Origin of the sequence: Pseudomonas agarici, from assembly GCF_001543125.1 — a bacterium.
GTDB classification, from domain to species: domain Bacteria; phylum Pseudomonadota; class Gammaproteobacteria; order Pseudomonadales; family Pseudomonadaceae; genus Aquipseudomonas; species Aquipseudomonas agarici.
The window spans coordinates 879,121-905,307 of sequence record NZ_CP014135.1 but is presented as its reverse complement, the minus strand read 5'-3'; the positions used below and the strand labels follow the sequence as shown (position 1 = coordinate 905,307).

Below are 26,187 nucleotides of genomic sequence, written 5' to 3'. Positions count from 1 at the left end.
TGTGCGCTCAGCGAATTGCAGGTGTAGGATGCGCGCCGCGCCGTTCAACGTTCTAGCTTTCGGAATCCGAAATACCTATGTCATCGCGTAAATTTGGACTCAATCTGGTGGTGGTGCTGGCAATCGCCGCGCTGTTCACCGGCTTCTGGGCATTGATCAACCGTCCGGTATCGGCCCCCAACTGGCCTGAACACATTTCCGGCTTCTCCTACTCACCGTTCCAACAGGGCCAGTTCCCGCAGAAAGACCAGTTTCCAACCGACGATGATATGCGTCGCGACCTGGAAATCATCAGCAAGCTGACCGACAACATCCGTACCTACTCGGTCGACGGCACGCTGCAGGATATTCCCAAACTGGCTGAGGAGTTCGGCCTGCGAGTGACCCTGGGTATCTGGATCAGTCCGGACCAGGAGCGTAACGAACGGGAAATCAGCCGTGCCATCGAACTGGCCAATACCTCGCGCAGCGTGGTTCGCGTGGTGGTGGGTAACGAGGCGATTTTCCGCGAGGAAATTACCGCCAAGGAACTGGGTGTACTGCTCGACCGCGTGCGTGCAGCCGTCAAAGTGCCGGTCACCACCTCCGAGCAATGGCACATCTGGGAACACAACCCGGAACTGGTCAAGCATGTCGACCTGATCGCCGCGCACATCCTGCCGTACTGGGAGTTCATCCCGATGGAGAAGTCCGGCCAGTACGTGCTGGACCGCGCCCGCGAACTCAAGCGCCTGTTCCCGAAGAAGCCCTTGCTGCTGTCGGAAGTCGGCTGGCCGAGCAACGGCCGGATGCGTGGCGGCGCCGATGCCACCCAAGCCGACCAAGCGATCTACCTGCGCACGCTGGTGAACAAACTTAACCGCCAGGGCTTCAACTACTTCGTGATCGAGGCTTTCGACCAGCCCTGGAAAGCCAGCGACGAAGGCTCCGTGGGCGCTTATTGGGGCGTGTACAACGCGGCCCGCCAGCAGAAATTCAACTTCGAAGGCCCGGTAGTCGCCATCCCGCAATGGCGCCTACTGGCTATTGGCTCGGTGGTGCTGGCGATGCTGTCCCTGGCCACGCTGCTGATCGACGGCTCCGCCCTGCGCCAGCGTGGCCGGACTTTCCTGACCTTCATCGCGTTCCTCTGCGGTTCGGTGCTGGTATGGATCGGCTATGACTACAGCCAGCAATACAGTACCTGGTTCAGCCTGACGGTAGGTTTGCTGCTGGCTCTCGGCGCACTGGGGGTATTTATCGTGCTACTGACCGAGGCTCACGAACTGGCTGAGACGGTCTGGACCCGCAAGCGTCGGCGCGAATTCCCACCGGTGGAGGGTGACTCACACTACCGCCCGAAAGTCTCGATCCATGTGCCGTGTTACAACGAGCCGCCAGAGATGGTCAAGCAAACCCTCGACGCCCTGGCGGCCCTCGATTATCCGGACTACGAAGTCCTGATCATCGACAATAACACCAAGGATCCGGCGGTCTGGGAGCCGGTGCAGGCCTATTGCGAAACCCTGGGTCCACGCTTTCGCTTCTTCCACGTCGCACCGCTAGCCGGTTTCAAAGGGGGTGCGCTGAACTACCTGATCCCGCATACCGCCAAAGATGCCGAGGTGATCGCGGTGATCGATTCGGACTACTGCGTCGACCGCAACTGGCTCAAACACATGGTGCCGCACTTCGCCGATCCGAAGATCGCCATCGTGCAATCGCCACAGGACTACCGCGACCAGAGCGAAAGCACCTTCAAAAAGCTCTGCTACTCGGAGTACAAGGGTTTCTTCCATATCGGCATGGTCACGCGCAACGACCGGGACGCCATCATCCAACACGGCACCATGACCATGACCCGGCGCTCGGTGCTCGAAGAGCTGGGTTGGGCCGACTGGTGCATCTGCGAAGATGCCGAACTGGGCTTGCGGGTATTCGAGAAAGGCCTGTCGGCAGCCTATCATCACGAAAGCTATGGCAAGGGGCTGATGCCGGATACCTTTATCGACTTCAAGAAACAGCGTTTCCGCTGGGCCTACGGAGCGATCCAGATCATCAAGCGACACACCGCCAGCCTGCTGCGCGGCAAGGACACCGAGCTGACCCGTGGCCAGCGCTACCACTTCCTCGCGGGTTGGTTGCCGTGGGTCGCCGATGGTATGAACATCTTCTTCACCGTCGGTGCTCTGCTTTGGTCGGCGGCGATGATCATCGTGCCGCAGCGGGTCGATCCGCCACTACTGATTTTCGCAATCCCGCCGTTGGCGCTGTTCGTGTTCAAGGTCGCCAAAATCCTGTTCCTCTACCGCCGCGCGGTCGGGGTCAACATGAAGGATGCCTTTGCCGCCGCACTCGCCGGCCTGGCGTTGTCGCACACCATTGCCAAGGCCGTGCTGTACGGTTTCTTCACCAGCAGCATTCCATTCTTCCGCACGCCGAAGAACGCCGACAATCACGGCCTGTGGGTGGCGATCTCGGAAGCTCGGGAAGAGTTGTTTATCATGCTGCTGCTATGGGGGGCGGCACTGGGGATCTTCCTGGTACAAGGCCTGCCAAGCAACGACATACGTTTCTGGGTGACCATGTTGCTGGTGCAGTCGCTGCCGTACCTGGCCGCCCTGGTCATGGCCTTTGTTTCTTCGCGGCCCAAACCAATCGGGGCGCCGGAACAACTGCCTGTAGCGTAGCACGCTGGCGCGCAAAGGCGTCGCGGCGACGCCAGCGCCCCACAAATGCACTAAACGGCGGCCTCTGGTCGCCGTTTTGCTTTAAGATATCCGCCATTTTCCACGCCTTGGTCGAGCACGGTTCCACGGCCAAACCAACATACCGTGGACTGAGCCTGTCTTTCATGTTTTCGGAGTTTCCCATGACGGCCCACGCCGACCTTTCGCCCACCCTGCAACTTGCCTGTGATCTGATCCGTCGCCCGTCGGTGACCCCTGTCGACGCCGACTGCCAGAAGCTGATGATGCAGCGCCTGGGTGATGCCGGTTTCAAGCTGGAGCCGATGCGAATTGAAGATGTGGATAACTTCTGGGCCAGCCATGGCCGCCACGAAGGTCCAGTGCTGTGCTTCGCCGGTCATACCGACGTGGTCCCAACCGGCTCGCTCCAGGCTTGGCAAAACGATCCCTTCGATGCAGTGATCGACGAACACGGTATGCTCTGCGGACGCGGCGCCGCCGACATGAAGGGCAGCCTCGCGGCGATGCTGGTGGCGGCCGAGCGGTTTGTCGCCGACTACCCGGACCACAAGGGCTCGGTGGCCTTCCTGATCACCAGCGATGAAGAAGGTCCGGCCCATCACGGCACCAAGGCTGTGATCGAACGTCTGGCCGCCCGCCAGGAGCGCCTGGACTGGTGCATCGTCGGCGAGCCATCGAGCACCTCGCTGGTGGGCGACGTGGTCAAGAACGGTCGCCGTGGCTCTCTCGGCGCCAAGCTCAGTGTACGGGGCGTGCAAGGCCACGTGGCCTACCCGCACCTGGCGAAAAACCCAATCCATCTGGCCGCCGCGGCTCTGGCCGAATTGGCCGCCGAGCACTGGGACGAAGGCAATGCGTTTTTCCCGCCAACCAGCTTCCAGATTTCCAACCTCAACTCGGGCACCGGCGCGACCAACGTGATCCCCGGCGAGCTGACCGCGCTGTTCAACTTCCGCTTCTCCACCGAGTCGACCGTCGAGGGCCTGCAGCAGCGGGTCGCGGCGATCCTCGACAAGCACCAACTGGACTGGCATGTGGACTGGGCGCTGTCCGGCCTGCCGTTCCTCACCGAACCAGGCGCACTGCTCGATGCGGTGTCGGCCAGCATCAAGGCGATCACTGGCCGCGAGACCCAGGCCTCGACCAGCGGCGGCACCTCTGATGGACGCTTTATTGCCACCCTCGGCACCCAGGTGGTGGAACTGGGCCCGGTCAACGCGACCATTCATCAGGTCAACGAGCGGGTCCTGGCCAGCGATCTCGATGTACTGACCGAAATCTACTACCAGACTCTGATCAAGTTGCTCGCCTGATGCTCACCTGCCCTCTCTGCGGCGCACCGCTGAGTGCAGTCGACAACGGTGTCGCCTGTCCGGCTGGACACCGTTTCGACCGCGCCCGCCAGGGTTACCTGAACCTGCTGCCGGTGCAGCACAAGAACAGCCGCGAGCCAGGTGACAACCAAGCAATGGTCGAGGCCCGGCGAGACTTCCTCAATGCCGGGCATTACGCCCCGGTGGCCAGGCGCCTGGCCGAGCTGGCCGCCGAACGCAACCCAGGGCGCTGGGTCGATATCGGCTGTGGCGAGGGTTACTACACCGCGCAGCTCGCCGAGGCGCTGCCCGCCGCCGACGGTTATGCCCTGGACATCTCCCGTGAAGCGGTGAAGCGCGCCTGCCGGCGCAATCGGCAATTGACCTGGTTGATCGCCAGCATGGCGCGTATTCCGCTGGCCACCGCCAGTTGCCAGTTTCTTGCCAGCGTCTTCAGCCCCCTGGACTGGCAGGAAGCCAAGCGCCTGCTCAGCCCCGGCGGCGGCCTGATGAAGGTCGGACCGACCAGTGGTCACCTGATGGAGCTGCGCGAACGGCTCTACGAGGAGGTGCGTGAATACACCGACGACAAGCACCTGGCGCTGGTACCGGAAGGCATGACGCTGCAACACAGCGAAGTGTTGGAGTTCAAGCTGAGCCTGACCAGTGCCCAGGATCGCGCCAACTTGCTGGCGATGACTCCGCACGGCTGGCGCGCCAGCGCCGAGCGGCGCGCCCTGGTGATCGAACAGGCCGAGCCATTCGAAGTCAGTGTGTCGATGCGCTACGATTACTTCGTTGTGCCCTAACCCTACAACCTACTTCGCCAGCCCTGGTTGGCGATCGACCGAATCCGCGAATGGATTTTTTCAGTGGCCGCAACGAGGATATCCATGCGCCAGCCCGATATCGAGATTTATCTGAAAGACGCTGACGTCGACCACAAAGCCATTGCCATCTGGCTCGGCGAAGCCCTCGGTCCGTGTACCGAATGGAGCCAGAAGGGTCAGACCTGGAAGTGCCAGGCAGGAGGCGTGCCGGTAACCTGGTTGCCCAAGGCTGTGGGCAAATGGAACAGCCTGTACCTGGAAAGTGATCAGACGCCGTGGGACGATGACATTGCCTGCGCCCGCGCCGCCTTTGCCGCGCTGAACATCGAAGTGCGCTGCGCGCCGGGGAGCTGGGTCGAGGAAGAAGGCGAGGAAAGCGCCGATCGCTGGATCCGCGTCAGCGCCGATGGCGAAGAAGAGATCACCTGGCGTACCGTGTAACCGCCGCAAGCCGGGCTTGCATGGATCCTCTGTGGCGAGCGGCCAGCCCTCGCCACAATATCTCCTGTCAGCAACGTCACACGGTATTACAGCCCGACCACGTCCTCAGCCTGCCAGCCCTTCTGGCCTTCCACCAGTGCGTACTCGACCTGCTGCCCATCGGCGAGGGAACGATGGCCTTCACCACGAATCGCGCGGTAATGCACAAACACGTCCGTGCCGTCTTCGCGTTGGATGAAGCCGTAGCCCTTGGCATCGTTGAACCACTTCACACTGCCTGTCTCGCGAGTTGCCATGAATCCGTACTCCGTCTTTATTATTATCGAATGAACCCCGCTCGTAGGGTTCTCCAAGCCTGATCGCCAGAGCTTCACGTGACGCGCATGGGTCATACCGCTCATGGCGAACCTGGGAGTATAAGACAGCTCGAAAAACTCTCAATCAATATTACTTCGTCGCCTTTTTGCCGATTTTCGGCAGATACGGCACACTACCAACCCCGAGCGAACACTCGGTCTATTTCTCCTGAAGCAGCCACCTTAAGCAGAAGCCGTATGACCCGCTCCCCGTTCCGCCGTCTTGCGTTTGGCACCTTGCGCCGCCTGCTGTATCTGTGGGTGCGCTCGGAGACGATCAATCAGTCGGCCCTGACGCTCAACCTCGACCGTAGTCGCCCAGTGTTCTACGTTCTGCAATCGCCGTCGCTGACCGATCTGGCCGTGGTCGATCACGAATGCACCCGGGCCGGCCTGCCACGCCCGGTGCTGCCGGTATCGGTAGGGTCGTTGATGGAGCCGGCGGCATTTTTCTACCTGACCCCGGATCCGGACTGGCTGGGCCGCCAGGACAAGCGCGGCGCACCGCCGACCCTGACCCGCCTGGTCGATGCCTTGAGCCAACACGCCGCCGAAGATACCCTGATCATCCCAGTCAGCGTGTTCTGGGGACAGTCGCCAGACAGCGAATCGAGCCCCTGGAAACTGCTGTTCGCCGATAGCTGGGCAGTCACCGGGCGCCTGCGCCGGCTGCTGAGCATCCTGATTCTCGGGCGCAAGACCCGCGTGCAGTTCTCCGCGCCGATCCACCTGCGCGACCTGGTGGAACACAACAAGGGTTTGGAGCGCACGGTGCGCATGGCCCAGCGCATCCTGCGGGTGCACTTTCGCCACCTCAAGACCGCCGTCATCGGTCCCGACCTGTCCCACCGACGCAATCTGGTCAAAGGCCTGGTCAACGAGCCGTTGGTACGCCAGGCGATCCTCGAACAGGCCCAGCGTGAGAACATCTCCACGCAAAAGGCCAAGGCCCAGGCCCTGCGTTACGGCAACGAGATCGCCTCGGACTACACCTACACCGCGATCCGCTTCCTCGAAGTGGTACTGAGCTGGTTCTGGAACAAGATCTATGACGGCATCAAGGTCAACCACATCGAAGGCGTACAAGCCGTGGCCCCTGGTCACGAGGTGATCTATGTGCCCTGCCATCGCAGCCACATCGACTATCTGTTGCTGTCCTACCTGCTGTTTCGCAACGGCCTGACCCCGCCGCACATCGCTGCCGGGATCAATCTCAACATGCCGGTGATCGGCAGCCTGCTGCGTCGTGGCGGTGCGTTCTTCATGCGCCGCACGTTCAAGGGCAATCCGCTTTACACCTCGGTGTTCAATGAATACCTGCATACCCTGTTCACCAAGGGTTTTCCGGTGGAGTACTTCGTCGAGGGCGGGCGCTCGCGCACCGGGCGCATGCTACAACCGAAGACCGGGATGCTGGCCATCACCCTGCGCAGCTTCCTGCGCTCCTCGCGCACACCGATTGTCTTCGTTCCGGTCTACATCGGCTACGAGCGAGTACTGGAAGGTCGCACCTATCTCGGTGAACTGCGCGGAGCAAGCAAGAAAAAGGAATCGATCTTCGACATCTTCAAAGTCATCGGTGCCCTCAAGCAGCGCTTCGGCCAAGTGGCCGTCAACTTCGGCGAGCCGATCAAGCTCGCCGAATTCCTCGACCAGGAGCAGCCCGACTGGCGTACTCAGGCGCTGGGGCCGCAGTTCAAACCGGCGTGGCTGAATGCAACCACCCACCGCCTCGGCGAACGTGTGGCCCGGCACCTGAACGAAGCCGCCGCGATCAACCCGGTGAACCTGGTGGCCCTGGCCCTACTGTCCACCAGCCGCCTGGCCCTGGACGACCGCGCCATGGCCAGGGTCCTCGATCTTTACCTGGCCTTGCTGCGCCGTGTGCCCTACTCGCCGCACACCACCCTGCCGCAAGGCGACGGCCAGGCGCTGATCCGGCACGTCAAGGAAATGGACCTGCTCTCCGAGCAAAGCGATGCCCTGGGCAAAATCCTCTACCTGGACGAGCAGAACGCCGTCCTGATGACCTACTATCGCAACAACGTCCTGCATATCTTCGCCCTGCCGGCATTGCTGGCGAGTTTCTTCCAGAGCTCGTCACGCATGAGCCGTGAACTGATCCTGCGCTATACCCGGGCGTTGTACCCGTACCTGCAATCGGAACTGTTCATTCGCTGGTCCCTCGACGAACTCGACGCAGTGATCGATCAGTGGCTCGAAGCCTTTGTCGAACAGGGCCTGCTGCGCTTCGAAAACGAAGTTTACCTGCGCCCGGCACCCAGTTCGCGGCATTTCGTACTGCTGACCCTGCTGTCGAAAAGCATTGCCCAGACCCTGCAGCGTTTTTACATGGCCATCTCGCTGCTGCTCAACAGCGGCCAGAGCAGCATCAGCGCCGAGGAGCTGGAAGACCTGTGTACGGTCATGGCCCAGCGCCTGTCGATCCTGCATGGGCTCAACGCGCCGGAGTTCTTCGACAAGAGCCTGTTCCGCCACTTTATCCAGACCTTGCTCGACCTCGACGTCCTGCGCCGAAACGAAGCCGGCAAACTGAGTTATCACGAACTGCTCGGCGAGCTGGCGGAAGGCGCAGCCAAACGCGTGTTACCAGCGCAGATCCGCTTATCGATCCGCCAGGTGGCGCTGCACCGTAGCGAAGACGCCGCCGACCCACAGGCCAATCTCGGAGAATAAGCAGACCTCACGTCAGACAATTCAACAAAGATACACGGATGTTTCCTTATCGATTTTTACCCACGCACAGTCGTATAGACTGAACCCTGCGTTGCTTTTGACGCGTTCGATAAGGATATCGAGATGACTGCAAAAAATGCCGTGACCGCTATTTTCCACTTCCCGCCGGATTACTCGATCCCAACCATGGCCGAGACCCGGATCATCCTGCGTAACCGCTGTACCGGTACGGTCCTGGGTACTTGGACCGCTGCCCGACTTCCCGCCCAAGCGCCGTGGCGCTTCACTTTCGAACTCCCACAGGATCTCAGGTACAACTGCAAAATCGAGATCGAGTTCGACCTGAGCGTCGCCGGTGTCTCGCTGCTGGCCGACCTCAAGTACAGCTTCCGCTGGCGTAAAGACAATCAGCAAGAAAATTTTCACCTGAGCCCACCCGGCTATCTCTACCTGAGCGCCGCCCTGGTGCCGTTGATCGGTACGGAAGAAAACACCCTGGCCACCCTGAAACTCGTCGCCCTCACCGAGCCCGGCATTCCGCCGTATGTTCTCAGCGAGGAAATCACCTTGCTCAAGGGTTCGATTCCCCGCTACCTGCGTTATGATCCGCTCAAGGTCAAACCCGGCCAGGCCTACGAGACCCAAGGCACCTTCGGCAGCCGTCGCAAATTCACTATGAAACCTATCCCCAGGACCGTGGTGCTGCAGAAGGAAAAACCGCAAAACCTTACCCTGAGCGCCTGAGACTAGCGGCCTGTGTGGTGAGTTCTATGAGTCAATTTCGGCGCCACAAGTCCCTGAGCGGCGTTGTCGTTCCTCGTCATAGCCCGGCTAGACGAGTCACAGCGCCTTGACCATGAACTGCTGGCATCCGAACTTGAGCTAACGCACTCACCGTCCAGGCCAGTAGCCGTCGAGCGCTGACGTTCGGCGGCAAATCCGTTAGATTCTCGTGGGTACCAGGTTGCTTCTCCGCAACCCTGGCGGACCCGTGTCGTCTGCCCGGTCATTTCTCACCTCTCGAATAAGGAAGCTTTCCATGCGCCGCCCTTCCCTACATCTGCTTGGCCTCTGTGCCGGTTTGCTGATTTGCACCAACGCCCTGGCCCTGTCCCTGGACAGCCTTTCCCAAGGCGAAGCCTCGGGCGGCCTCAAGGATGCCTTGGCCCAGGGTGCCGTGGCGGCTGTGACGACGCTCGGCAAACCGGGCGGCTTCAGCAATAACCCTGAAGTGAAGATCGAACTGCCGGGCAAGCTAGGCAAAGTCGCCAGCAAGATGAAACAGTTCGGCATGGGTGAACAGGTCGAGCAGTTGGAAACCGGTATGAACAAGGCCGCGGAGGCAGCCATGCCACAGGCCCAGGCGCTGCTGGTGGACGCGGTGAAAAAGATGACCGTAACCGATGCCAAGGGCATTCTCAGCGGTGGCAAGGACTCGGCCACCCAGTACCTGGACAAGAGCAGCCGCGAGCAAATCCGCGCCAAGTTCCTGCCGATCGTCAAACAGGCCACCGACCAGGTCGGCCTGGCCAAGCAGTACAACTCGTTCGCCGGACAAGCCGCGACCCTCGGCGTGCTCGATGCCAAGAGTGCCAACATCGAAAACTACGTGACGGAAAAGGCTCTGGATGGCCTCTTCAAGATGATCGCGCAAAAGGAAGAAGGCATCCGCGCCAACCCGGCGCAAGCGGCGACCAGCTTGGCGAAAAAGGTGTTCGGCGCGCTGTAGGCACTTCCCTCTCACAGAGAGGGAACGACTGCTGCGCAAGGTGCGCCAGAGCTATGGCTGCGGCGAACCCCGGAATGCCGAGAAAGACCAGGCGTATGTGCTCGAGGTGGTGAGGCCAGACCCTGAATCATTCAGGGCCAGCCGCTGGCTTCAGGGCTTTAGCGCTTTCTTCGGATAGATATCGTAGCGGCTCGACTTGCCATCCAGGGCATGGCTGGGCTTGAGCCCGGCAACGCACGGCGCTTTGCGCGGGCGCTTGACCACCACTCGGTGAGTGGCCAGCGCCAACGCGGCCTCAAGCAATGCCGGGGCATCAGGATCATCGCCGACCAATGGCCGAAACAGGCGCATTTCCTTCTTCACCAAGGCGGTTTTCTCCCGGTGCGGGAACATCGGATCCAAGTAGATCACTTGTGGCGGCTCACCTTCCCAGTGGCGCATCATTTCGATCGAGTTGCCCTTGAGCAGGCGCATGCGCGCAACAATTGGCGCCACATCGAAATCATCCTGACCACGGAGCAGGCCATCTTCCAACAACGCGCCGATCAGCGGCTGACGCTCGATCAGGCTCATCTCACAACCCAGGCTGGCCAGCACAAACGCATCCTTGCCCAGCCCAGCCGTGGCATCGAGTACCCGCGGACGCACTCCTTGCTGGATCCCGACCGCCTTGGCGATCATCTGGCCGCTGCCACCACCGTACAGGCGACGATGCGCAGCGCCGCCTTCGACGAAATCCACCCGTACCGGGCCCGGCGCATCCGGCCCGAGCTGCTGCAGTTGCAATCCCCGCTCGCCGACCTGCAAGGCAAACTCAGCCCCCGGCTCCTGCAGGGGCAGCCCCAGCCGTGCAGCCCATTGCTCGGCCTGAGGCTGAAACTCTACGGCCAAAGCCTCGACACTGATTCGTATGGCCGCTTGCTGCTCACTCATGAAAAACACGCTCAAAAATTTAATGATCGGCAAAAACTGTCGATAACAGAAGTATCCACCATATTGCCAGAGCCGGGCGTCGATCGAGAGCTATGTCAGACTTTCAACGCACATCCATAGGTTATCTATCGCCGGTCGGCGATTACGGCTTGCGAAATTCCCAAGCACTGAGCGGCGTCAGCCATCTGTGGCAGGATTTCTTTGTCCGGGCCATGGCCGAGCAAGTGGGTGATGCGCCCGAACAAGCTGCTGTCGATCTGCCGGTCGATGGTCCGGTCGAGCCGACCGCAGGGGCGAAAATGCTCGCGCAGATCGTTGACCAGCGGCACTGCGATGTCACCGAAACGCCGATTCGTCCGCCGGAGCCGCTGTTCCTGCCCATCGCCGAGTTTGAACTGGACCTGCTGAAAAAACCCGCACCGCCCTATCCGGACGACGAAATCGTCGCGCAACAGCACCAACAGGATTTCGATAACGGCTGGGTTCGCCCGCTCGTACTCAGTGCCGGTCAGCCGCTGCCCAATCCCGGCGTAGCGCCACGACCGCGCCCGCTGCACTTGCCAATCGCCGAATTCGAACTCGACCTGCTGGAAAAACCACCTGTGCCATTCGACGAGCAGACACTGGCCCGGCAACAGCAAGCAATGGACTACGACCTGCTCTGGGCTCGCCCGCTGGTGGCCCACAACCTGCGCCTGGCGGCCTGAGCCGCCACTCCCTGTCTCAACCCTTTTCTCACGCGTTGAACATCGGCTTGATCCTGCCGAACCGTATCGCCCTCAGAGCAACCCGAGTTGCTCCACAGCGGGCTCTCTGTATAGCTCAGGCAGTGCCGGCAAGCCAGGCAAACGTGCCATCAGGCGCTGATGAAAACGTCGAGCCAGCTCCGGCGCCAGGCGGTTGTCCGAAGTGTGCAGGAAGATATACGGCGTGCGCCCCTCCTCGATCCAGACGGCGACTTTCTCGATCCAGGGCGTGAGAAAGATGTCATTGGCCGCCAGTTCCGGATGGCCGATAAAACGCACCTGAGGGCACTGGGTAAAGGCCGCCGGACGTGGCGGTACCTTGGGTTTTTTCGACTGGGCGTGCACCACCGAAGGTTCGGTCGAAGTACAGCTGAACAGTGCCCGGGGATCGAGGCAGATGCGCTCCACGCCACGGTCGAGCAGAAGGCGATTGAGCATCCGCTCGGCATCGCCTCTGGCGAAGAATTCCGGGTGGCGGACCTCAATGGCCAGCGGTCGCTGCAAATCGTCGATGAAACCGACCAGTTCACTCAGGCGATGGGGGGCGAAACTCGCCGGCAATTGCAACCATAGCGGCGACACGCGCTCCCCCAGCGGTGCAAGCAGTTGCAGGAAGCCCTCGGCTGCCGGCGCTTGCTCACGCAAATCGCCGCCATGACTGATATCGCGGGGGAACTTGGCGGTGAAGCGAAAATGTCCGGGCATGACCTGCGCCCAGCGTTCGACGGTAGCCGGCGCCGGCCGCGCATAGAAGGTGGTGTTGCCCTCAACCGCGTTGAAGACCTGAGAATAGAGATCGAGGAAATCGGTCGGACGGGCGTTTTCCGGGTACAGAAATTCGCGCCAGGCGTTTTCACTCCAGGAAGGGCAACCAAGGTAGTAAGGCAGAACGGGACCGGTCATGACACTGATTAGATCAGATATGCAGGTCGAGCCCCAGTACTTCCATATCCCATTCGACAAAACCGGCAGTGGTCAGGTAGCTGGCCAAGGCGGTCGCGACACTTTTGCTCATCGAGCGCGGGAAGATCATATCCTGCGGGCGGGCGGGCAAATTGGCCAGGCGACCGCCAGCGGCTTGAGCGCGAGCGGCGATGTCCGACAGATCGTCAGTTTCGCTGTCCAGCACTTCCTCATCGCCATCGAGCACCACGCCAACTTTGCGGGGTTTGCGCTTGATGGGGTAGGACTGTGATGAAGCACCGTCTATACGCATTGAGGCAGGCCCGGTGTAGATGATGGCAATTTAGCAGCACGCACCGCACATAGCTATTGCCCGAGTGATAACCAGACCACAGAACCTGGAAAAGGTTTTCACACCAGTACATCCATCGCTGCAAAACATGACGGACGGCACATTTTTGACTGACCCGGCTGGGTTTTCTATCCGTTGGGGTCAAGGTTCAGTTTAGCTTGGAATTTATCGAGCAGCGCAGATCCCTATGGGAGCCGGCTTGCCGGTGAGAAGCCAATGGGTCTTACGCGATGAGACGCCTCTCTATCAACCTGGCAATCTCAACGGGCCTTCGGGGTCGCGACCTTGTCGCGCAGATAAACCGGCTGCGCGTCGTCGGCAACCACGGCTTCGCCACGCGTCCAGGCGAATCGCGCCAGGGTCAGCAGGTCTTCGGCATGGGGCAGCATGCCAGCATCCTGACCGGCGAGGACGACGTTAATCCGTTCGCCATAACCCCAGCCGGTCCCCGCACCGAACCATGGGCCATTGGCCCCCTCCGGCAGGGCGGCGACTTCCGGCGGCAGCACCGCCTCGGCACCGACCAGGCGCATTTCCCCGGCTGCTTCGCGGTAGCAGCCCCAGTACACCTCATCCATCCGCGCATCGATAGCCGCCGCGACCTGGCTGACGCCATGCTCGCGAAACGCCCGCTGCGCCAGCACCGCCAGGTTGGACAGCGGCAACACCGGTCGCTCCAGGGCGAACGCCAGGCCCTGGACCACGCCGATGGCGATCCGCACGCCAGTGAAAGCGCCCGGTCCGCGACCAAAGGCAATGGCGTCCAGCGCCGACAGCGCGATGCCGGCGTCGGCCAGCAATTGCTGGATCATTGGCAGCAGCTTCTGCGCATGCAGGCGCGGGATCACCTCGTAGTGGCTCGTGACCTTGCCGTTATGCAGCAAGGCAACGGAGCAGGCTTCAGTCGCGGTGTCCAGGGCCAGCAAGGTGCTCATCGATGTTTCCGTCAGGTCAGAGTGAAAAAAGTGCGACAGTATAAACAACAACAGCCCGCAAGCGGGCTGTTGTAGAGGCTGGCAATCATCAGCTCAGGGCATCGAGCACCTTGTTGGTGATGACTTCGACCGAACCGACGCCAGCGATGTGGCTGTATTTGGGCTTGCCGTAGGCGGCCGCCAGCTTCTGGTAGAAATCCACCAGCGGCTTGGTCTGGGAATGATAGACCGACAGGCGATGGCGCACGGTTTCCTCGGTATCGTCCTTGCGCTGGATCAACTCGTCGCCAGTCAGGTCATCCCTGCCTCCGACCTTGGGTGGGTTGTAGACGATGTGATAGACGCGACCGGAAGCTTCGTGGACACGGCGACCGGCGATGCGCTGGACGATCTCTTCGTCGTCGACGGCGATCTCGACCACGTTGTCCAGTTCGACACCGGCGTGCACCAGCGCTTCAGCCTGGGGAATGGTGCGTGGGAAACCGTCGAACAGAAAGCCCTTGGCACAATCGGGCTGGGCAATACGGTCCTTGACCAGCGCGATGATCAGGTCATCGGAAACCAGGCCGCCGGCATCCATGATGCCCTTGGCCTTGATGCCTAGCTCGGTGCCGGCCTTGACCGCCGCACGCAGCATGTCACCCGTGGAGATTTGCGGGATGCCGAATTTTTCGGTGATGAACTTAGCCTGAGTACCTTTACCGGCACCGGGAGCTCCCAGCAGAATGACGCGCATCGATGTGCTCCTCAATTTTTTATTTAGAAACGCTCGGATTCGCCTCGTGGGGCCAATCTCAACAATAGGGTGATGGCCGCCCAAACGGCCAAAGGTTGATCAAGATACACAGCCGACCGACCCCACACAAGCCGCCGAAAGTCGCAATAATCAGTGCCACCATGGCAGCGCAAACGCGCTATCGCATCTCGCAACCCAACCACAAAGTGTCGCCACACAAAAAACCACCGCGCAGTCAGGAGCCGTGTCTTTTTGTGTGGCGACCTGCGTCCGCGATCTCCGGGCACGTTAGCCGGTATTGCGCAGTCCGGCGGCAATCCCCGCCACAGACACCAGTAAAGCCTGTTCCAGCGGGCTGTCCTGGGCAGCTTCCTGGCGACGCGAACGGGCGAGCAGCTCGGCCTGCAACAGGTGCAACGGGTCCAGATAGGTATTGCGCACGCGAATGAACTCAAGGGTCTCGGGGCTACGGGCAAGCAGTTGCGATTGGCCGGTCAAGCCCAGAACCACCGCACATGCCTGCGACAATAGGTCGCGTAAATGCACCCCCAGCGGCAGCAGTTCAGCTTGCACCAGACGCTCGTCGTAGGACCGTGCAATGTCGCCGTCGGCCTTGGCCAGGACCATTTCCAGCATGTCGATGCGTGTGCGGAAAAATGGCCACTGCTCGCGCATCTGCTCCAACAGTTCGCCGTCACCGCGCTCCAGCGCCTTGCGCAAGGCCGTTTCCCAGCCCAGCCAGGCCGGCAGCATCAGGCGCGTCTGGGTCCAGCCGAAGATCCACGGGATGGCCCGCAGGCTCTCGATGCCACCGGCCCGGCGCTTCGCCGGACGACTGCCCAGCGGCAAGCGCCCCAGTTCCTGCTCCGGGGTCGACTGGCGAAAATACTCGACGAACTGCGGATTGTCCCGCACCTCGGCGCGATAGGCACTGAGGCCGTCCGCCGCCAATTGGTCCATCAGGCTGCGCCAGGCCGGCTGTGGAGGTGGTGGCGGCAGCAAGGTGGCTTCGAGCACGGCAGCCAGATAAAGGTTGAGATTCTGCTCGGCGATGTCCGGCAGACCGAACTTGAAACGGATCATCTCGCCCTGTTCGGTGGTACGCAAACGCCCTGCCACCGAGCCTGGCGGCTGCGACAGGATCGCCGCATGGGCCGGACCGCCGCCACGCCCGACAGTACCGCCGCGACCGTGGAACAACAACAGTTCGACCTGTTGTTCCCGACAGATTTCCACCAGCCGCTCCTGAGCCCGATACTGCGCCCAGGCCGCCGCCGTGGTACCGGCGTCCTTGGCCGAGTCGGAGTAGCCGATCATCACCTCCTGCGGGCCTTGCAGACGCGCGCGATAACCGGGCAACAGCAACAAGCGCTCCATGACCGGGCCGGCGTTATCCAGGTCGGCCAGGGTCTCGAACAGCGGCACCACGCGCATCGACCGCAAGACCCCGGACTCCTTGAGCAACAGTTGCACCGCAAGCACATCGGAGGCCGCGCCCGCCATGGAGATCACATAGGAGCCCAGCGAGGCCGCCGGTGCCGCCGCGATCTCCTTGCAGGTCGCCAGCACTTCGGCGGTGTCCACCGAGGGCTCGAAGTACGCCGGCAGCAGCGGTCGACGGTTGGCCAACTCACTCGTGAGGAATGTCAGGCGCGCCTCTTCATTCCAGTCTTCATAGCGCCCCAGCCCTAAATAGTCAGTGATTTCACTCAGGGCGCCAGCATGTCGCGACGCGTCCTGGCGCACGTCCAGGCGGACCAGAAACAGCCCGAAGGTCACCGCCCGCCGCAGACAGTCGAGCAACGGTCCATCGGCGATCACGCCCATACCGCATTCGTGCAGGGACTGATAGCAGAGCTGCAACGGCTCCAGCAACTCGCTATTGTTCTGCAGCACCGCCTCCGAAGCCGACTGGGTCACCGCCAGCGAAGCATGAGCCCACTGGCGGGTGGTGCGCAGCCGTTCGCGCAATTGCTTGAGCACCGCGCGATAAGGTTCGGCGCTGTCACCCGCCTGGGCACGCAAGGCCTCGCTGGCTTGCTGCATCGACAGATCGGCGGCCAGGTGATCGACATCGCGCAGATACAGATCGGCGGCCATCCAGCGTGCCAACAGCAGCACTTCGCGGGTAACCTTGGCCGTGACATTCGGGTTGCCGTCGCGGTCGCCGCCCATCCAGGAGGCAAAGCGAATCGGCGCGGCCTCCAGCGGCAGGCGTAGGCCGGTGGCGGCATGCAGGGCCTGGTCGGCCTTGCGTAGATAATTCGGGATCGCCTGCCAGAGGGAATGCTCGATCACCGCAAAGCCCCACTTGGCCTCATCCACCGGGGTCGGTCGGGTACGACGGATTTCCTCGGTGTGCCAGGCCTCGGCGATCAGCCGCTGCAAACGTTGGCGGATCTGTTCGCGCTCGGCCCCGGTCAGGTCACGGTGATCCTGCAGCGCCAGTTGCGCGGCGATGGCGTCGTATTTCTGGATCAGCGTGCGACGCGCCACCTCGGTAGGATGCGCGGTGAGCACCAACTCGATGTCCAGGCGGCCCAGTTGTCGCGCCAGGAACTCAGCGCCATGGCCTTCCGCCCGCAGGCGGGCGAGCAGTTCCGGTAACACTCGCGACTCGAACGGCGCCGGCTGGGACTCGTCGCGCCGATGGATCAGTTGATATTGCTCGGCGATATTGGCCAGGTTGAGAAACTGGTTGAAGGCCCGAGCGACCGGCAGCAACTCGTCGTCACCCAGATCATCGAGGCTGGCGCTCAACTGCGCACTCGCGCAGTTGCTGCGATCCGCCTTGGCGCTTTTGCGAATCCGCTCGATCTTGTCGAGAAACTCATCGCCATGCTGGTCTCGGATGGTATTGCCCAACAGCTCACCCAACAGGTGAACGTCTTCACGCAAACGCACATCAATATCGGACATCGACAGGCTCTCCGGTGGACTCTGAGGCGGTTCCCGAACCCAAGAGTGCACCACAGCGACGAAAGCTTACAAGCCGACCGAGCAATTGCTGGCCGGCAAATATTCTCCGCTGAACCTCGTCTCCAGCAGCTAGTCTGATGATGAGGCCCTACAAGAGCGGGTCGCCAGCCCTGACTGGGCTCTGTGGGGTTGCGTTGGCTCACGTTCGAACGCCATACCGCCATGGCCAGGTGACACGTCATAGTTCGCCATGGTGAGCCACAGCGACACGGGCTTGGGGCCTGTGGCGCCGAAATTGACTAACGGAACTCGCCCCACCGGCTCTAAATGCCAGTCCGGCCACTCATCAATAGCCGCCATCGGCGGATGCGAATTGAGGTCGATATGAAAATCCGCGAGCTAGCCCAGCACTGGGAAGAACATGCCAAGGGTCGCCTGACCGATACCGGGTATACCATTCATCTGGACCTGGAAGCCGCTGCTCGTCTCGCCGCGATTACCGAAATGTACCCCAAACGCAGCCCACAGGAGCTGTTGGGCGAGTTGATCGGAGCGGCCCTGGAAGAACTCGAAGCGAGCTTTCCCTATGTCCAGGGACCGCATGTGGTCACCACCGACGAAGAGGGTGACCCGCTTTATGAGGACATTGGCGCAACGCCACGTTTTCTCATGCTGTCACGTCGTTACTTGCACGATTTGGCCTCCCAGGCCGATGAGCCAAAGCACTGAAACCTTAACGGACTCTCTCCTCAAAGCCCCGGTATCCCTGGCTCCACTCCGATTCCGGGATACCGCCGCGCGTCGCCAAAGTTCAGTTTTTTTGCATTGACCGATCGATCAATATTTTTTCGGGCAATTAGCCATCTTTTCCTGAACTATTCAAAAAAGCCGCAGGTCACAGCCAACAGCCATCATCGAAACAGGCGCCGTAAGACGCCCCCGACCGGCAGGGCGGGATCGATGCCGAAGGCCCTCGGGACGGTGATGGGTATTGATGTTTTTCAGGAGTTATCCAATGGAGTTGAAGACCATGAAGACCAGCACCGCCAAATCCTCGTTTAACCACCTGCATGGGCTGAAACTGGCCGCGCTGGCCCTCGGCACCAGCTTCATCCTGGCCGGTTGCGCCGGGAACCCGCCGAGCGAGCAGTACGCGGTGACACAATCTGCCGTCAACAGCGCGGTCAGCGCCGGAGGTACCGAATACGCCGCCGTCGAAATGAAGTCGGCCCAGGACAAGCTCAAACAAGCCGAGCTGGCCATGCATGACAAGAAATACGACGACGCCCGGCGCTTGGCCGAACAAGCCGAATGGGATGCCCGCGTCGCCGAGCGCAAGGCCCAGGCCACCAAGGCCGAACTGGCGTTGAAGGACTCCCAGAAAGGCGTTCAGGAACTGCGCCAGGAAAGCCAACGCTCCGTGCAGCCCGCGCAATAAGCCTGTGCATCGCCTCCCGCACCCTGAAGTTTCAATGGATAGATAAGGACGAACCACTATGCCTAAACAATTGATGATCCCTGCCCTTCTGGCTCTGAGCGTAGCGCTTGCAGCCTGCTCATCGAAGCCCAACGCCAGCCTGGAGCAGGCCCGGACCAACTTCTCCGGCCTACAGAGCAATCCACAGGCGAGCAAGGTCGCGGCCCTGGAAACCAAGGACGCCAGTGATTACTTGGACAAGGCCGACAAGGCCTACCAGAACGGTGAAAAAGAGCAGACCGTCGACCAACTGGCCTACCTGACCAACCAGCGGGTGGAAGTGGCCAAGCAGACCATCGCCCTGCGCACCGCCGAAGCCAACCTGAAAAATGCGGCGGCACAACGGGCACAAGCTCGCCTGGATGCCCGTGACGCGCAGATCAAGCAGTTGCAGAACAGCCTGAACGCCAGACAGACCGAGCGCGGCACACTGGTGACCTTCGGTGACGTGCTGTTCGCCACCAACAAGGCCGACTTGAAGTCTAGCGGCCTGGTCAACATCAACAAGCTGGCGCAATTCCTCCAGGAAAACCCGGACCGCAAGGTGATTGTCGAAGGCTATACCGATAGCACCGGCGCGGCGGCGTACAACCAAAGCCTGTCCGAGCGGCGCGCGACCTCGGTCCAGGTTGCCCTGATCAAGATGGGCGTGGACCCTGCCCGCATCGTCACCCAAGGTTATGGCAAGGAGTATCCGGTGGCGGATAACAGCAGTGTCTCGGGACGAGCCATGAACCGTCGCGTGGAGGTGACCATTTCCAACGACAACCAACCTGTGGCGCCACGTTCGTCGGTCACAAGCGCTTACTGATCGGTTGCCCCTTCCATGAAAAGTCCCCGTCTGATCCGATCAGACGGGGACTTTTCAATTGTTGATCCGTTGATCGTTGCCACACGAAGCAGAGGAGCAATCGGACGATCCGGTAACGTCACTGCACCAGTTTCGGCGTCTCTTGGCCCATGCAACGCACCGCCTGCTTCTGGTCGTTGATCAGTACACCGCTCAGGCCTTTCTGTTCGGTGTCGAACAATACCAGCACACCATCGATGCACTGCGCGACTTCGTTGGCCGGGGTCAGGGACACCTTGTAGTCCTCGCCCGGCACGGTCTTGAGCAGGGTGAACTGCTTGAGCAGCAGCGCATCCTCCGGCTTGGCGAAATGCAGGTAGCCGTAGTACCACAGGCACCCCACCGTACCGATGATGCTGACGATACCCGTGATAATCAGGGGAATGGCGTTGCGTTCTTCAGTCATTGCACACTCTCTGGTTCAACTTGCGAATTCGGCACGGCGGGGTAATTGGGGATCTCGCCCAATCGGCGCAGGCCGTTGAAGTGTTGCGGATCTTCCAGGTAGCGCAGCATCACCTGGCGCCAGGTCGGGTCGGCGAAGGTCTGCACATGACCGCCACGGGTCAGTTGCAGCACCCGTGGCGGTGGCGCCGACTGATACAGGACAATCCCGTTGGACATCGGCACCAGTGGGTCGTCGATACTCTGGAAGATCAGCTTTGGCACACCGGTCAAGCGCGGCATGGCGTCCAACGCACTATCGCGGTCCGGCACCAGCCAGGACAACGGCACCTGTATGGGCCAGGTCAGCCAGGAACCCGCCAGGGCGAAGCGTCCGACGGAGCGATAGCTGGCTGGCACACCATCCAATACCAGGGCCTTGAGGCGCGACTGATAGTCGGGGTGGCGTTCCACCAGGTAGTGAACCACCAAGGCTCCGCCCAGACTCTGGCCCAGCACCACCAGGGGCTTGTTTTGCACTTCGGGGGCTTGTTGCAGCCAGTCGAACGCCGCATCGATATCCTGGTAAACCGCCGGCAGGCTCGGCTCGCCTTCGGATACGCCGTAGCCACGATAGTCGAGCATCAGCACCTGATAGCCGTGCTCCGGCAACCACCCGCTACCGCCCAAGTGCGCGGACAGATTGCCGCCATTGCCATGCAGGTGCAGCACCGTGCCCTTGACCGGCACCCCGGCCCTGGCCGGCAGCCACCAGGCACGCAAGCGCTTACCGTCAGCGGTTGTCAGGGTGATATCGCGGTATTGGAGATGAGCGTTATCCGGAGTGAACGGCAGGCCCGGCTCGGGATAGAACAGTAGGGAACTGCAGCCGTTGAGGGTCAGCAGCAGGCACAGGATGCCGAGGATTCTCATCCGTTCGAAACCTCGCGATAGTTATTGGAAACAAGGACAACCCACTGTGGGAGCCTCTCACAGAATATTGGAGTAATCCGCCTCGATCCGATCCAGGCTCAAGTGATTCAGGAAGTTGCTGAAACACATCCAGGCCGACAGCGCATTCATATCGCGAAACTGTTCCGGCAGGTACTTGGGCGGGACCACCAAGCCTTCATCCACCAACTGGCGCAGGGTGCGCATGTCCTCCAATGTAGTCTTGCCACAGAACAACAACGGCACCTGCTCCAGCTTACCCTTACGCACGGCCAACTGAATGTAGTTGTACACCATGATAAAGCCCTTGAGGTAAGACAAGTCCTTGGTAAACGGCAGCCCCGTAGGCGTCGACCCACGAAAGATCCGGCTGGCATTACCGTAGCTTTGCGCCATCTCAAAACCCTGCTCGCGGAAGAACTCGAACACCTGCAGGAAGTCCGCGCCCTGCTCCACCATGTCGATGGCCCGGGTCCGGTTGGTCAGCTTGCGCAGGCGGCTCGGATAGGAGGCGAAGGTGATGATTTCCATCAGGATCGCCAGGCCTTCCTGGGTGACCGTCGAGGATGGCGGGCCCTTGGACAGGAAGGTGCAGATCGGTTGGTTCAAGCCATTAAGCGTGGTACCGACATGCACCAGGCCTTCGTGGACCTCCAGCGCGCGTACATCCCGCGAATTGAACAGCGCATCGGCGCGAATCTTGATGTAGTCGGCACCGGCCGCCGCATCAGCGACGATCCCATCGGACTCGAACACCCGGATGGTTTCCTCAGCCTCGCCGAACACCTTGTTCAAGCGGCTCTGCAGCAGTTCGACGGCATCCTTGGCGGTCAATGTCTTGGGTTCATCCTTGAGGTCGCCACGGCCGTCGATATTGTTCAAATAGTCGGAAAGCATCAGCCCCAGGTCCGCCAGGGTCGGATCCCCGGCATGGAACGCATCGGAGGCCGCACCGTAGAGTTCCTGGGAGATCAACCCAAAGTCCGCGGTGCCTCGCGCTTCGAGCATGCGCACGACCATGCGGTATTCCTTGCACATGCGTCGCATAATCTGCCCGACCGGGTTGAACTGCCCGAGCTGACGGGTGATGTCCCGCTCAATATTTTGGAACTCCAGCTTCACCGCGTTGGCGTCGAACGACAAAGGTCGCGAGGTGTAATATTCGCGGTCCACCGCCGGCATTTCTTTGCCCTTGGCCTTGAGAAAACCGTGGCGGATGTTCTCGTCCCACTTCACCGCATCGAGTACACGAATCGGTGTCTGTGCCAGCACAATGCGGTCGGACAGGCTGCGTATCGTCAGTTGGTAATCGTCCAAGGAAAACTCCTGATCGTTGCTTCGGTGACTGCCACTAGACGGACGCCAACACCAGATGCAGATAACGTGTGAGGATCCCGAGCCTGTCTTGTTCCGCCTCGGGCTGCGCTTCGCTGAGAAGGCCTTGATATTCCATCCGTCCGATAATCGCCGTCAACACCTTGGCATCCTGTTCTGGCTCCCTGGAGCCCAGGACCTGGAAAAACTGGCAAGTACCCTGCAGCAGAATCTGCTGATGGGAACGCACCAGCATCGCCAGGCGCGGATTGAGCAAGGCCTCCTGGCGAAACGCCTGCTCGGCCATCAGGTGTTCCCGACGGTTGTGCAATTGGCGCTGGATATAATCGGCGGTCATCTGGGCAATATCATCGGCCAATTGGCCCCGCGAAGCCAGACTGCCATCACCGTGGGCCAGCATCTGGCGCAGCACTCCTTCGGTGTTTTCCCACAGCTTGGCCATGAAAGCCGCGCTGCGTTCGACATATTGGGCGAAGGTATCGGTCAGCAGGTCATCGATATCCTTGAAGTAATAGGTGGTAGCGGACAACGGCACACACGCCTCGGCAGCCACCGCACGATGGCGCACACCCCGCACGCCCTCACGCACGACAATGCGCATGGCCGCATCGAGAATATCCTGTCGCCGTTGCTCACTGCCATGTCGGCTGGCCTTGCGCCCTTGGTATTGGACGCTTTCAGCTACCGCAGTGGCGATGCCAGCGGCGCCCTTTTGAGCTATTGCGCGGTTCACGACAGGTCTCCCTCAGCGATCAAAGAAAGATGAAATAAGAATCAGTAGCATCCTACCACTAATAAAAAGCCGCCTGGTCAAGGCGGCTTTCTGTTCGGCACAATCAGGCTTGAGGCCGCATATGCGGGAACAGGATAACGTCGCGGATCGACGGGGCGTTGGTGAGCAACATCACCAGACGGTCGATGCCGATCCCTTCGCCGGCCGTGGGCGGCATGCCATACTCCAGGGCGCGCACGAAGTCGGCGTCGTAGTGCATGGCTTCGTCGTCACCCGCATCTTTCTCAGCCACCTGGGCCTGGAAGCGCTCAGCCTGGTCTTGCGCGTCGTTCAACTCAGAATAGGCGTTGGCGATTTCACGACCACCGATAAACAGCTCGAAACGATCGGTGACATTCGGGTTTTGGTCGTTGCGCCGAGCCAGTGGCGAGACTTCGAACGGGTATTGGGTAATGAAGTGCGGCTGCTCCAGTTTGTGCTCGACCAATTCTTCGAAAATCATCACCTGCAGCTTGCCCAGGCCTTCGAAGCCGAGCACTTTGGCACCCGCTTGCTTGGCGATCGAGCGCGCCTTGTCGATGTCCAGCAGGTCTTCGGCGGTGAGTTGCGGGTTGTACTTGAGAATCGAGTCGAACACCGACAGACGCGCGAAGGGCTCGCCGAAGTGGAACACCTTATCGCCGTATGGCACATCGGTGCTGCCCAAGACAGCCTGGGCCAATTCACGGAACAGCTCTTCGGTCAGGTCCATGTTGTCTTCGTAGTCGGCGTAGGCCTGGTAGAACTCCAACATGGTGAATTCAGGGTTGTGCCGGGTCGACACGCCTTCGTTGCGGAAGTTGCGGTTGATCTCGAACACACGCTCGAAGCCTCCGACCACCAGACGCTTGAGGTACAGCTCCGGTGCGATGCGCAGGTACATGCCCATGTCCAGTGCGTTGTGGTGGGTTTCGAACGGCTTGGCCGCAGCGCCGCCAGGAATGGTCTGCAGCATCGGCGTTTCCACTTCCATGAAGTCGCGCTTGATCATGAAGTGACGGATATGGGCGATGACTTGCGAACGCACGCGGAAGGTCTGGCGGACCTCTTCGTTGACGATCAGGTCGACGTAGCGCTGGCGATAGCGGGTTTCGGTATCGGTCAGGCCATGGTGTTTGTCCGGCAGCGGGCGCAGCGATTTGGTCAACAGGCGCACATCGCTCATTTCAACGTACAGGTCGCCCTTGCCGGAACGAGCCAGGGTGCCAACGGCTGCAATGATGTCACCGAGGTCCCAGGTTTTCACCGCCGCCAGGGTTTCTTCCGACAAGGTCTTGCGGTTGACGTAGACCTGGATGCGCCCGGACATGTCCTGGATCACCATGAAGGAGCCACGGTTGAGCATGATGCGACCGGCAACCTTGACCGGGATCGCCGCCTCTGCCAGCTCTTCCTTGGTCTTGTCCGCGTACTGTTTCTGCAAGTCTTCACAGTAGGCGTCGCGGCGGAAGTCGTTCGGGAAGGCGTTGCCCTTGGCACGCTCGGCGACAAGCTTTTCCTTGCGCAGGGCGATCAGGGCGTTTTCTTCCTGTTGCAGGGCTTGCGGGTCGAGTTGTTGGTCGCTCATGTCTTCAGATTTTCCATCACAGGTTCGTTGCCCCGGGCATTCGCCGGGGTTCGCGGGCGGGTCACGCTGCACCAGCGCGACCTCCCGCCAGGCCGGTGGTCCGGCTTACAGCCCTTGCTTGAGGCTGGCCACCAGGTATTCGTCGATGTCGCCGTCCAGCACCTTGTCGCAATCGCTACGCTCGATGTTGGTCCGCAGATCCTTGATCCGCGAGGCATCGAGTACGTAGGAGCGGATCTGGTGACCCCAGCCGATGTCCGACTTGGTGTCTTCCAGGGCCTGGGAAGCGGCGTTGCGCTTCTGCACTTCTTGTTCATACAAGCGTGCCCGCAACATCTTCATCGCGGTGTCTTTGTTCGCGTGCTGGGAACGTTCGTTCTGGCAACTGACCACGGTGTTGGTCGGTACGTGGGTGATACGCACCGCCGAGTCAGTGGTGTTCACGTGCTGACCACCGGCACCGGAGGAACGATAGGTATCGATCCGCAGGTCGGCCGGATTGATGTCGATTTCGATGTTGTCATCGATTTCCGGCGACACGAATACCGCCGAGAACGAGGTGTGACGACGGTTGCCGGAGTCGAACGGACTCTTGCGCACCAGACGGTGTACGCCGATCTCGGTGCGCAGCCAACCAAAGGCATACTCGCCCTTGATATGCACGGTTGCGCCCTTGATTCCGGCCACTTCGCCGGCGGACAGTTCCATGATGGTCGCATCGAAACCTCGCTTGTCAGCCCAACGCAGGTACATGCGCAGCAGGATGTTGGCCCAGTCCTGGGCTTCGGTGCCGCCGGAACCGGCCTGGATATCCAGGTAGGCGTGATTCTGGTCCATTTCGCCGCTGAACATGCGACGAAACTCCAGCTTTTCCAAGGCTTCGCGCAGACGTTCCACTTCAGCGGCTACGTCATCGACGGCCCCCTGGTCTTCTTCCGCGGCAGCCATTTCCAGCAAGTCCCGGGCATCGGCCAGGCCAGCGGACATTTCATCCAGGGTTTCGACGATCTGGGCCAGCGCAGAGCGCTCGCGGCCCAGGTTCTGGGCGTATTCGGGGTTGTTCCAGACAGCCGGATCTTCAAGCTCGCGATTGACTTCGGTCAGGCGCTCATGCTTTTGATCGTAGTCAAAGATACCCCCGAATAGTTTCGGAGCGCTCGGACAGGTCCTTGATACTGTTAAGGATCGGGTTGATTTCCATGGCGGGCAGCACTCGTCGGTGAACTTTTGAAAGCCGGCGAGTATACCCCAACTGTCACCATCCCGGCAGC

General features: G+C 60.9%; 24 protein-coding genes. 11 read left to right on the top strand and 13 right to left on the bottom strand.

Features of this window, described 5'->3' with window-relative positions:
- Positions 1-77 precede the first annotated feature (77 nt).
- From AWM79_RS04105 to AWM79_RS04090, 4 genes are all read left to right on the top strand, one after another.
- Positions 78-2,669, top strand: coding sequence for a glycosyltransferase (locus AWM79_RS04105; RefSeq protein WP_060782205.1), 2,592 nt, complete (start codon positions 78-80; stop codon positions 2,667-2,669).
- 182 nt (positions 2,670-2,851) lie between these two features.
- Complete coding sequence (gene dapE / locus AWM79_RS04100) at positions 2,852-4,003, top strand: succinyl-diaminopimelate desuccinylase (RefSeq protein WP_060782204.1); 1,152 nt, start codon at positions 2,852-2,854, stop codon at positions 4,001-4,003.
- Positions 4,003-4,812, top strand: coding sequence for a putative RNA methyltransferase (locus tag AWM79_RS04095; protein ID WP_060782203.1), 810 nt, complete (start codon positions 4,003-4,005; stop codon positions 4,810-4,812). The genes dapE and AWM79_RS04095 overlap by 1 nt, the downstream gene beginning before the upstream one ends.
- 84 nt (positions 4,813-4,896) lie before the next feature.
- Positions 4,897-5,274, top strand: coding sequence for a hypothetical protein (locus AWM79_RS04090; protein WP_060782202.1), 378 nt, complete (start codon positions 4,897-4,899; stop codon positions 5,272-5,274).
- An 86-nt stretch (positions 5,275-5,360) separates the two neighbouring features.
- Here the strand turns inward: AWM79_RS04090 and AWM79_RS04085 are convergent, their stop codons facing one another.
- Positions 5,361-5,570, bottom strand: a complete 210-nt coding sequence (locus AWM79_RS04085) for a cold-shock protein (protein WP_060782201.1) — start codon at positions 5,568-5,570, stop codon at positions 5,361-5,363.
- 258 nt (positions 5,571-5,828) lie between these two features.
- Between AWM79_RS04085 and plsB the strand changes: the two genes are divergently transcribed.
- The 3 genes from plsB (at position 5,829) to AWM79_RS04070 (ending at position 10,056) form a co-directional block, all read left to right on the top strand.
- A complete protein-coding gene (gene plsB, locus AWM79_RS04080; protein WP_060782200.1) occupies positions 5,829-8,327 on the top strand; it encodes a glycerol-3-phosphate 1-O-acyltransferase PlsB in 2,499 nt (832 codons plus the stop codon).
- Between the two features lie 123 nt (positions 8,328-8,450).
- The gene (locus AWM79_RS04075) at positions 8,451-9,071 is read left to right on the top strand and encodes a hypothetical protein (RefSeq protein ID WP_060782199.1); all 621 of its coding nucleotides are present in this window, start codon (positions 8,451-8,453) and stop codon (positions 9,069-9,071) included.
- A gap of 295 nt (positions 9,072-9,366) precedes the next feature.
- On the top strand, positions 9,367-10,056 hold the full coding sequence (locus AWM79_RS04070; protein ID WP_060782198.1) for a DUF4197 domain-containing protein: 690 nt from the start codon (positions 9,367-9,369) through the stop codon (positions 10,054-10,056).
- 150 nt (positions 10,057-10,206) lie between these two features.
- Here the strand turns inward: AWM79_RS04070 and AWM79_RS04065 are convergent, their stop codons facing one another.
- Positions 10,207-10,989, bottom strand: a complete 783-nt coding sequence (locus tag AWM79_RS04065; protein ID WP_060782197.1) for a class I SAM-dependent methyltransferase — start codon at positions 10,987-10,989, stop codon at positions 10,207-10,209.
- A 92-nt stretch (positions 10,990-11,081) separates the two neighbouring features.
- On the opposite strand from AWM79_RS04065, the gene AWM79_RS04060 reads away from it, so the two are divergent.
- Entirely contained in the window at positions 11,082-11,696 is a 615-nt protein-coding gene (locus tag AWM79_RS04060; RefSeq protein ID WP_017130839.1) for a hypothetical protein, read from the top strand.
- Between the two features lie 72 nt (positions 11,697-11,768).
- On the opposite strand, the gene AWM79_RS04055 is transcribed toward AWM79_RS04060, so the two are convergent.
- From AWM79_RS04055 to ppc, 5 genes are all read right to left on the bottom strand, one after another.
- On the bottom strand, positions 11,769-12,638 hold the full coding sequence (locus AWM79_RS04055; protein ID WP_017130838.1) for a DUF72 domain-containing protein: 870 nt from the start codon (positions 12,636-12,638) through the stop codon (positions 11,769-11,771).
- 13 nt (positions 12,639-12,651) lie between these two features.
- On the bottom strand, positions 12,652-12,951 hold the full coding sequence (locus AWM79_RS04050; protein WP_017130837.1) for a hypothetical protein: 300 nt from the start codon (positions 12,949-12,951) through the stop codon (positions 12,652-12,654).
- A 299-nt stretch (positions 12,952-13,250) separates the two neighbouring features.
- Positions 13,251-13,925 (bottom strand): tRNA (adenosine(37)-N6)-threonylcarbamoyltransferase complex dimerization subunit type 1 TsaB, encoded by a 675-nt coding sequence (tsaB, locus tag AWM79_RS04045; protein ID WP_017130836.1) that lies wholly within the window; start codon positions 13,923-13,925, stop codon positions 13,251-13,253.
- Positions 13,926-14,013: 88 nt separating this feature from the next.
- Positions 14,014-14,661: an adenylate kinase gene (gene adk, locus AWM79_RS04040; RefSeq protein ID WP_017130835.1), complete on the bottom strand. Its 648-nt coding sequence runs from the start codon at positions 14,659-14,661 to the stop codon at positions 14,014-14,016.
- Between the two features lie 288 nt (positions 14,662-14,949).
- On the bottom strand, positions 14,950-17,580 hold the full coding sequence (ppc, locus tag AWM79_RS04035) for a phosphoenolpyruvate carboxylase (RefSeq protein WP_060782196.1): 2,631 nt from the start codon (positions 17,578-17,580) through the stop codon (positions 14,950-14,952).
- A gap of 384 nt (positions 17,581-17,964) precedes the next feature.
- Here ppc and AWM79_RS04030 point away from each other — a divergent pair, with 384 nt between their 5' ends.
- The 3 genes from AWM79_RS04030 (at position 17,965) to lptF (ending at position 19,868) form a co-directional block, all read left to right on the top strand.
- A complete protein-coding gene (locus AWM79_RS04030; protein WP_017130834.1) occupies positions 17,965-18,309 on the top strand; it encodes a hypothetical protein in 345 nt (114 codons plus the stop codon).
- A gap of 286 nt (positions 18,310-18,595) precedes the next feature.
- On the top strand, positions 18,596-19,018 hold the full coding sequence (locus tag AWM79_RS04025) for a DUF4398 domain-containing protein (RefSeq protein WP_017130833.1): 423 nt from the start codon (positions 18,596-18,598) through the stop codon (positions 19,016-19,018).
- A gap of 58 nt (positions 19,019-19,076) precedes the next feature.
- Positions 19,077-19,868 (top strand): lipotoxin F family OmpA-related lipoprotein LptF, encoded by a 792-nt coding sequence (gene lptF / locus AWM79_RS04020; RefSeq protein WP_017130832.1) that lies wholly within the window; start codon positions 19,077-19,079, stop codon positions 19,866-19,868.
- A gap of 118 nt (positions 19,869-19,986) precedes the next feature.
- On the opposite strand, the gene AWM79_RS04015 is transcribed toward lptF, so the two are convergent.
- The 6 genes from AWM79_RS04015 to prfB all read right to left on the bottom strand — a co-directional run bounded on the left by AWM79_RS04015 (position 19,987) and on the right by prfB (position 26,117).
- Entirely contained in the window at positions 19,987-20,313 is a 327-nt protein-coding gene (locus AWM79_RS04015; protein ID WP_017130831.1) for a PA3694 family proteiin, read from the bottom strand.
- Positions 20,310-21,224 carry an alpha/beta hydrolase gene (locus tag AWM79_RS04010; protein ID WP_017130830.1) on the bottom strand — a complete coding sequence of 305 codons (915 nt, stop codon included), beginning with the start codon at positions 21,222-21,224 and terminating at the stop codon, positions 20,310-20,312. The genes AWM79_RS04015 and AWM79_RS04010 overlap by 4 nt, the downstream gene beginning before the upstream one ends.
- A gap of 57 nt (positions 21,225-21,281) precedes the next feature.
- Positions 21,282-22,559, bottom strand: a complete 1,278-nt coding sequence (locus tag AWM79_RS04005) for a flavohemoglobin expression-modulating QEGLA motif protein (RefSeq protein ID WP_060782195.1) — start codon at positions 22,557-22,559, stop codon at positions 21,282-21,284.
- Positions 22,560-22,593: 34 nt separating this feature from the next.
- Positions 22,594-23,310, bottom strand: coding sequence for a TetR/AcrR family transcriptional regulator (locus AWM79_RS04000; protein WP_060782194.1), 717 nt, complete (start codon positions 23,308-23,310; stop codon positions 22,594-22,596).
- A 103-nt stretch (positions 23,311-23,413) separates the two neighbouring features.
- Positions 23,414-24,916, bottom strand: a complete 1,503-nt coding sequence (lysS, locus tag AWM79_RS03995) for a lysine--tRNA ligase (RefSeq protein ID WP_017130827.1) — start codon at positions 24,914-24,916, stop codon at positions 23,414-23,416.
- 105 nt (positions 24,917-25,021) lie between these two features.
- A protein-coding gene (gene prfB, locus AWM79_RS03990) for a peptide chain release factor 2 (protein ID WP_143063213.1) occupies positions 25,022-26,117 on the bottom strand; the annotation gives its coding sequence in 2 pieces (ribosomal slippage) (positions 25,022-26,044 and positions 26,046-26,117; 1,095 coding nt in all).
- Between the last annotated feature and the right edge of the window lie 70 nt (positions 26,118-26,187).

Excerpts from the sequence above, each read along its gene's own strand:
- adk (WP_017130835.1), bottom strand. The coding sequence starts at position 14,661 with ATGCGCGTCATTCTGCTGGGAGCTCCCGGTGCCGGTAAAGGTACTCAG.
- AWM79_RS04065 (WP_060782197.1), bottom strand. The coding sequence starts at position 10,989 with ATGAGTGAGCAGCAAGCGGCCATACGAATCAGTGTCGAGGCTTTGGCC.
- AWM79_RS04050 (WP_017130837.1), bottom strand. The coding sequence starts at position 12,951 with ATGCGTATAGACGGTGCTTCATCACAGTCCTACCCCATCAAGCGCAAA.
- AWM79_RS04105 (WP_060782205.1), top strand. The coding sequence starts at position 78 with ATGTCATCGCGTAAATTTGGACTCAATCTGGTGGTGGTGCTGGCAATC.
- AWM79_RS04075 (WP_060782199.1), top strand. The coding sequence starts at position 8,451 with ATGACTGCAAAAAATGCCGTGACCGCTATTTTCCACTTCCCGCCGGAT.
- AWM79_RS04060 (WP_017130839.1), top strand. The coding sequence starts at position 11,082 with ATGTCAGACTTTCAACGCACATCCATAGGTTATCTATCGCCGGTCGGC.
- AWM79_RS04095 (WP_060782203.1), top strand. The coding sequence starts at position 4,003 with ATGCTCACCTGCCCTCTCTGCGGCGCACCGCTGAGTGCAGTCGACAAC.
- AWM79_RS04030 (WP_017130834.1), top strand. The coding sequence starts at position 17,965 with ATGAAAATCCGCGAGCTAGCCCAGCACTGGGAAGAACATGCCAAGGGT.
- AWM79_RS04015 (WP_017130831.1), bottom strand. The coding sequence starts at position 20,313 with ATGACTGAAGAACGCAACGCCATTCCCCTGATTATCACGGGTATCGTC.
- lptF (WP_017130832.1), top strand. The coding sequence starts at position 19,077 with ATGCCTAAACAATTGATGATCCCTGCCCTTCTGGCTCTGAGCGTAGCG.
- ppc (WP_060782196.1), bottom strand. The coding sequence starts at position 17,580 with ATGTCCGATATTGATGTGCGTTTGCGTGAAGACGTTCACCTGTTGGGT.
- AWM79_RS04090 (WP_060782202.1), top strand. The coding sequence starts at position 4,897 with ATGCGCCAGCCCGATATCGAGATTTATCTGAAAGACGCTGACGTCGAC.
- AWM79_RS04055 (WP_017130838.1), bottom strand. The coding sequence starts at position 12,638 with ATGACCGGTCCCGTTCTGCCTTACTACCTTGGTTGCCCTTCCTGGAGT.
- lysS (WP_017130827.1), bottom strand. The coding sequence starts at position 24,916 with ATGAGCGACCAACAACTCGACCCGCAAGCCCTGCAACAGGAAGAAAAC.
- AWM79_RS04085 (WP_060782201.1), bottom strand. The coding sequence starts at position 5,570 with ATGGCAACTCGCGAGACAGGCAGTGTGAAGTGGTTCAACGATGCCAAG.
- AWM79_RS04070 (WP_060782198.1), top strand. The coding sequence starts at position 9,367 with ATGCGCCGCCCTTCCCTACATCTGCTTGGCCTCTGTGCCGGTTTGCTG.
- dapE (WP_060782204.1), top strand. The coding sequence starts at position 2,852 with ATGACGGCCCACGCCGACCTTTCGCCCACCCTGCAACTTGCCTGTGAT.
- plsB (WP_060782200.1), top strand. The coding sequence starts at position 5,829 with ATGACCCGCTCCCCGTTCCGCCGTCTTGCGTTTGGCACCTTGCGCCGC.
- tsaB (WP_017130836.1), bottom strand. The coding sequence starts at position 13,925 with ATGAGCACCTTGCTGGCCCTGGACACCGCGACTGAAGCCTGCTCCGTT.
- AWM79_RS04010 (WP_017130830.1), bottom strand. The coding sequence starts at position 21,224 with ATGAGAATCCTCGGCATCCTGTGCCTGCTGCTGACCCTCAACGGCTGC.
- AWM79_RS04025 (WP_017130833.1), top strand. The coding sequence starts at position 18,596 with ATGGAGTTGAAGACCATGAAGACCAGCACCGCCAAATCCTCGTTTAAC.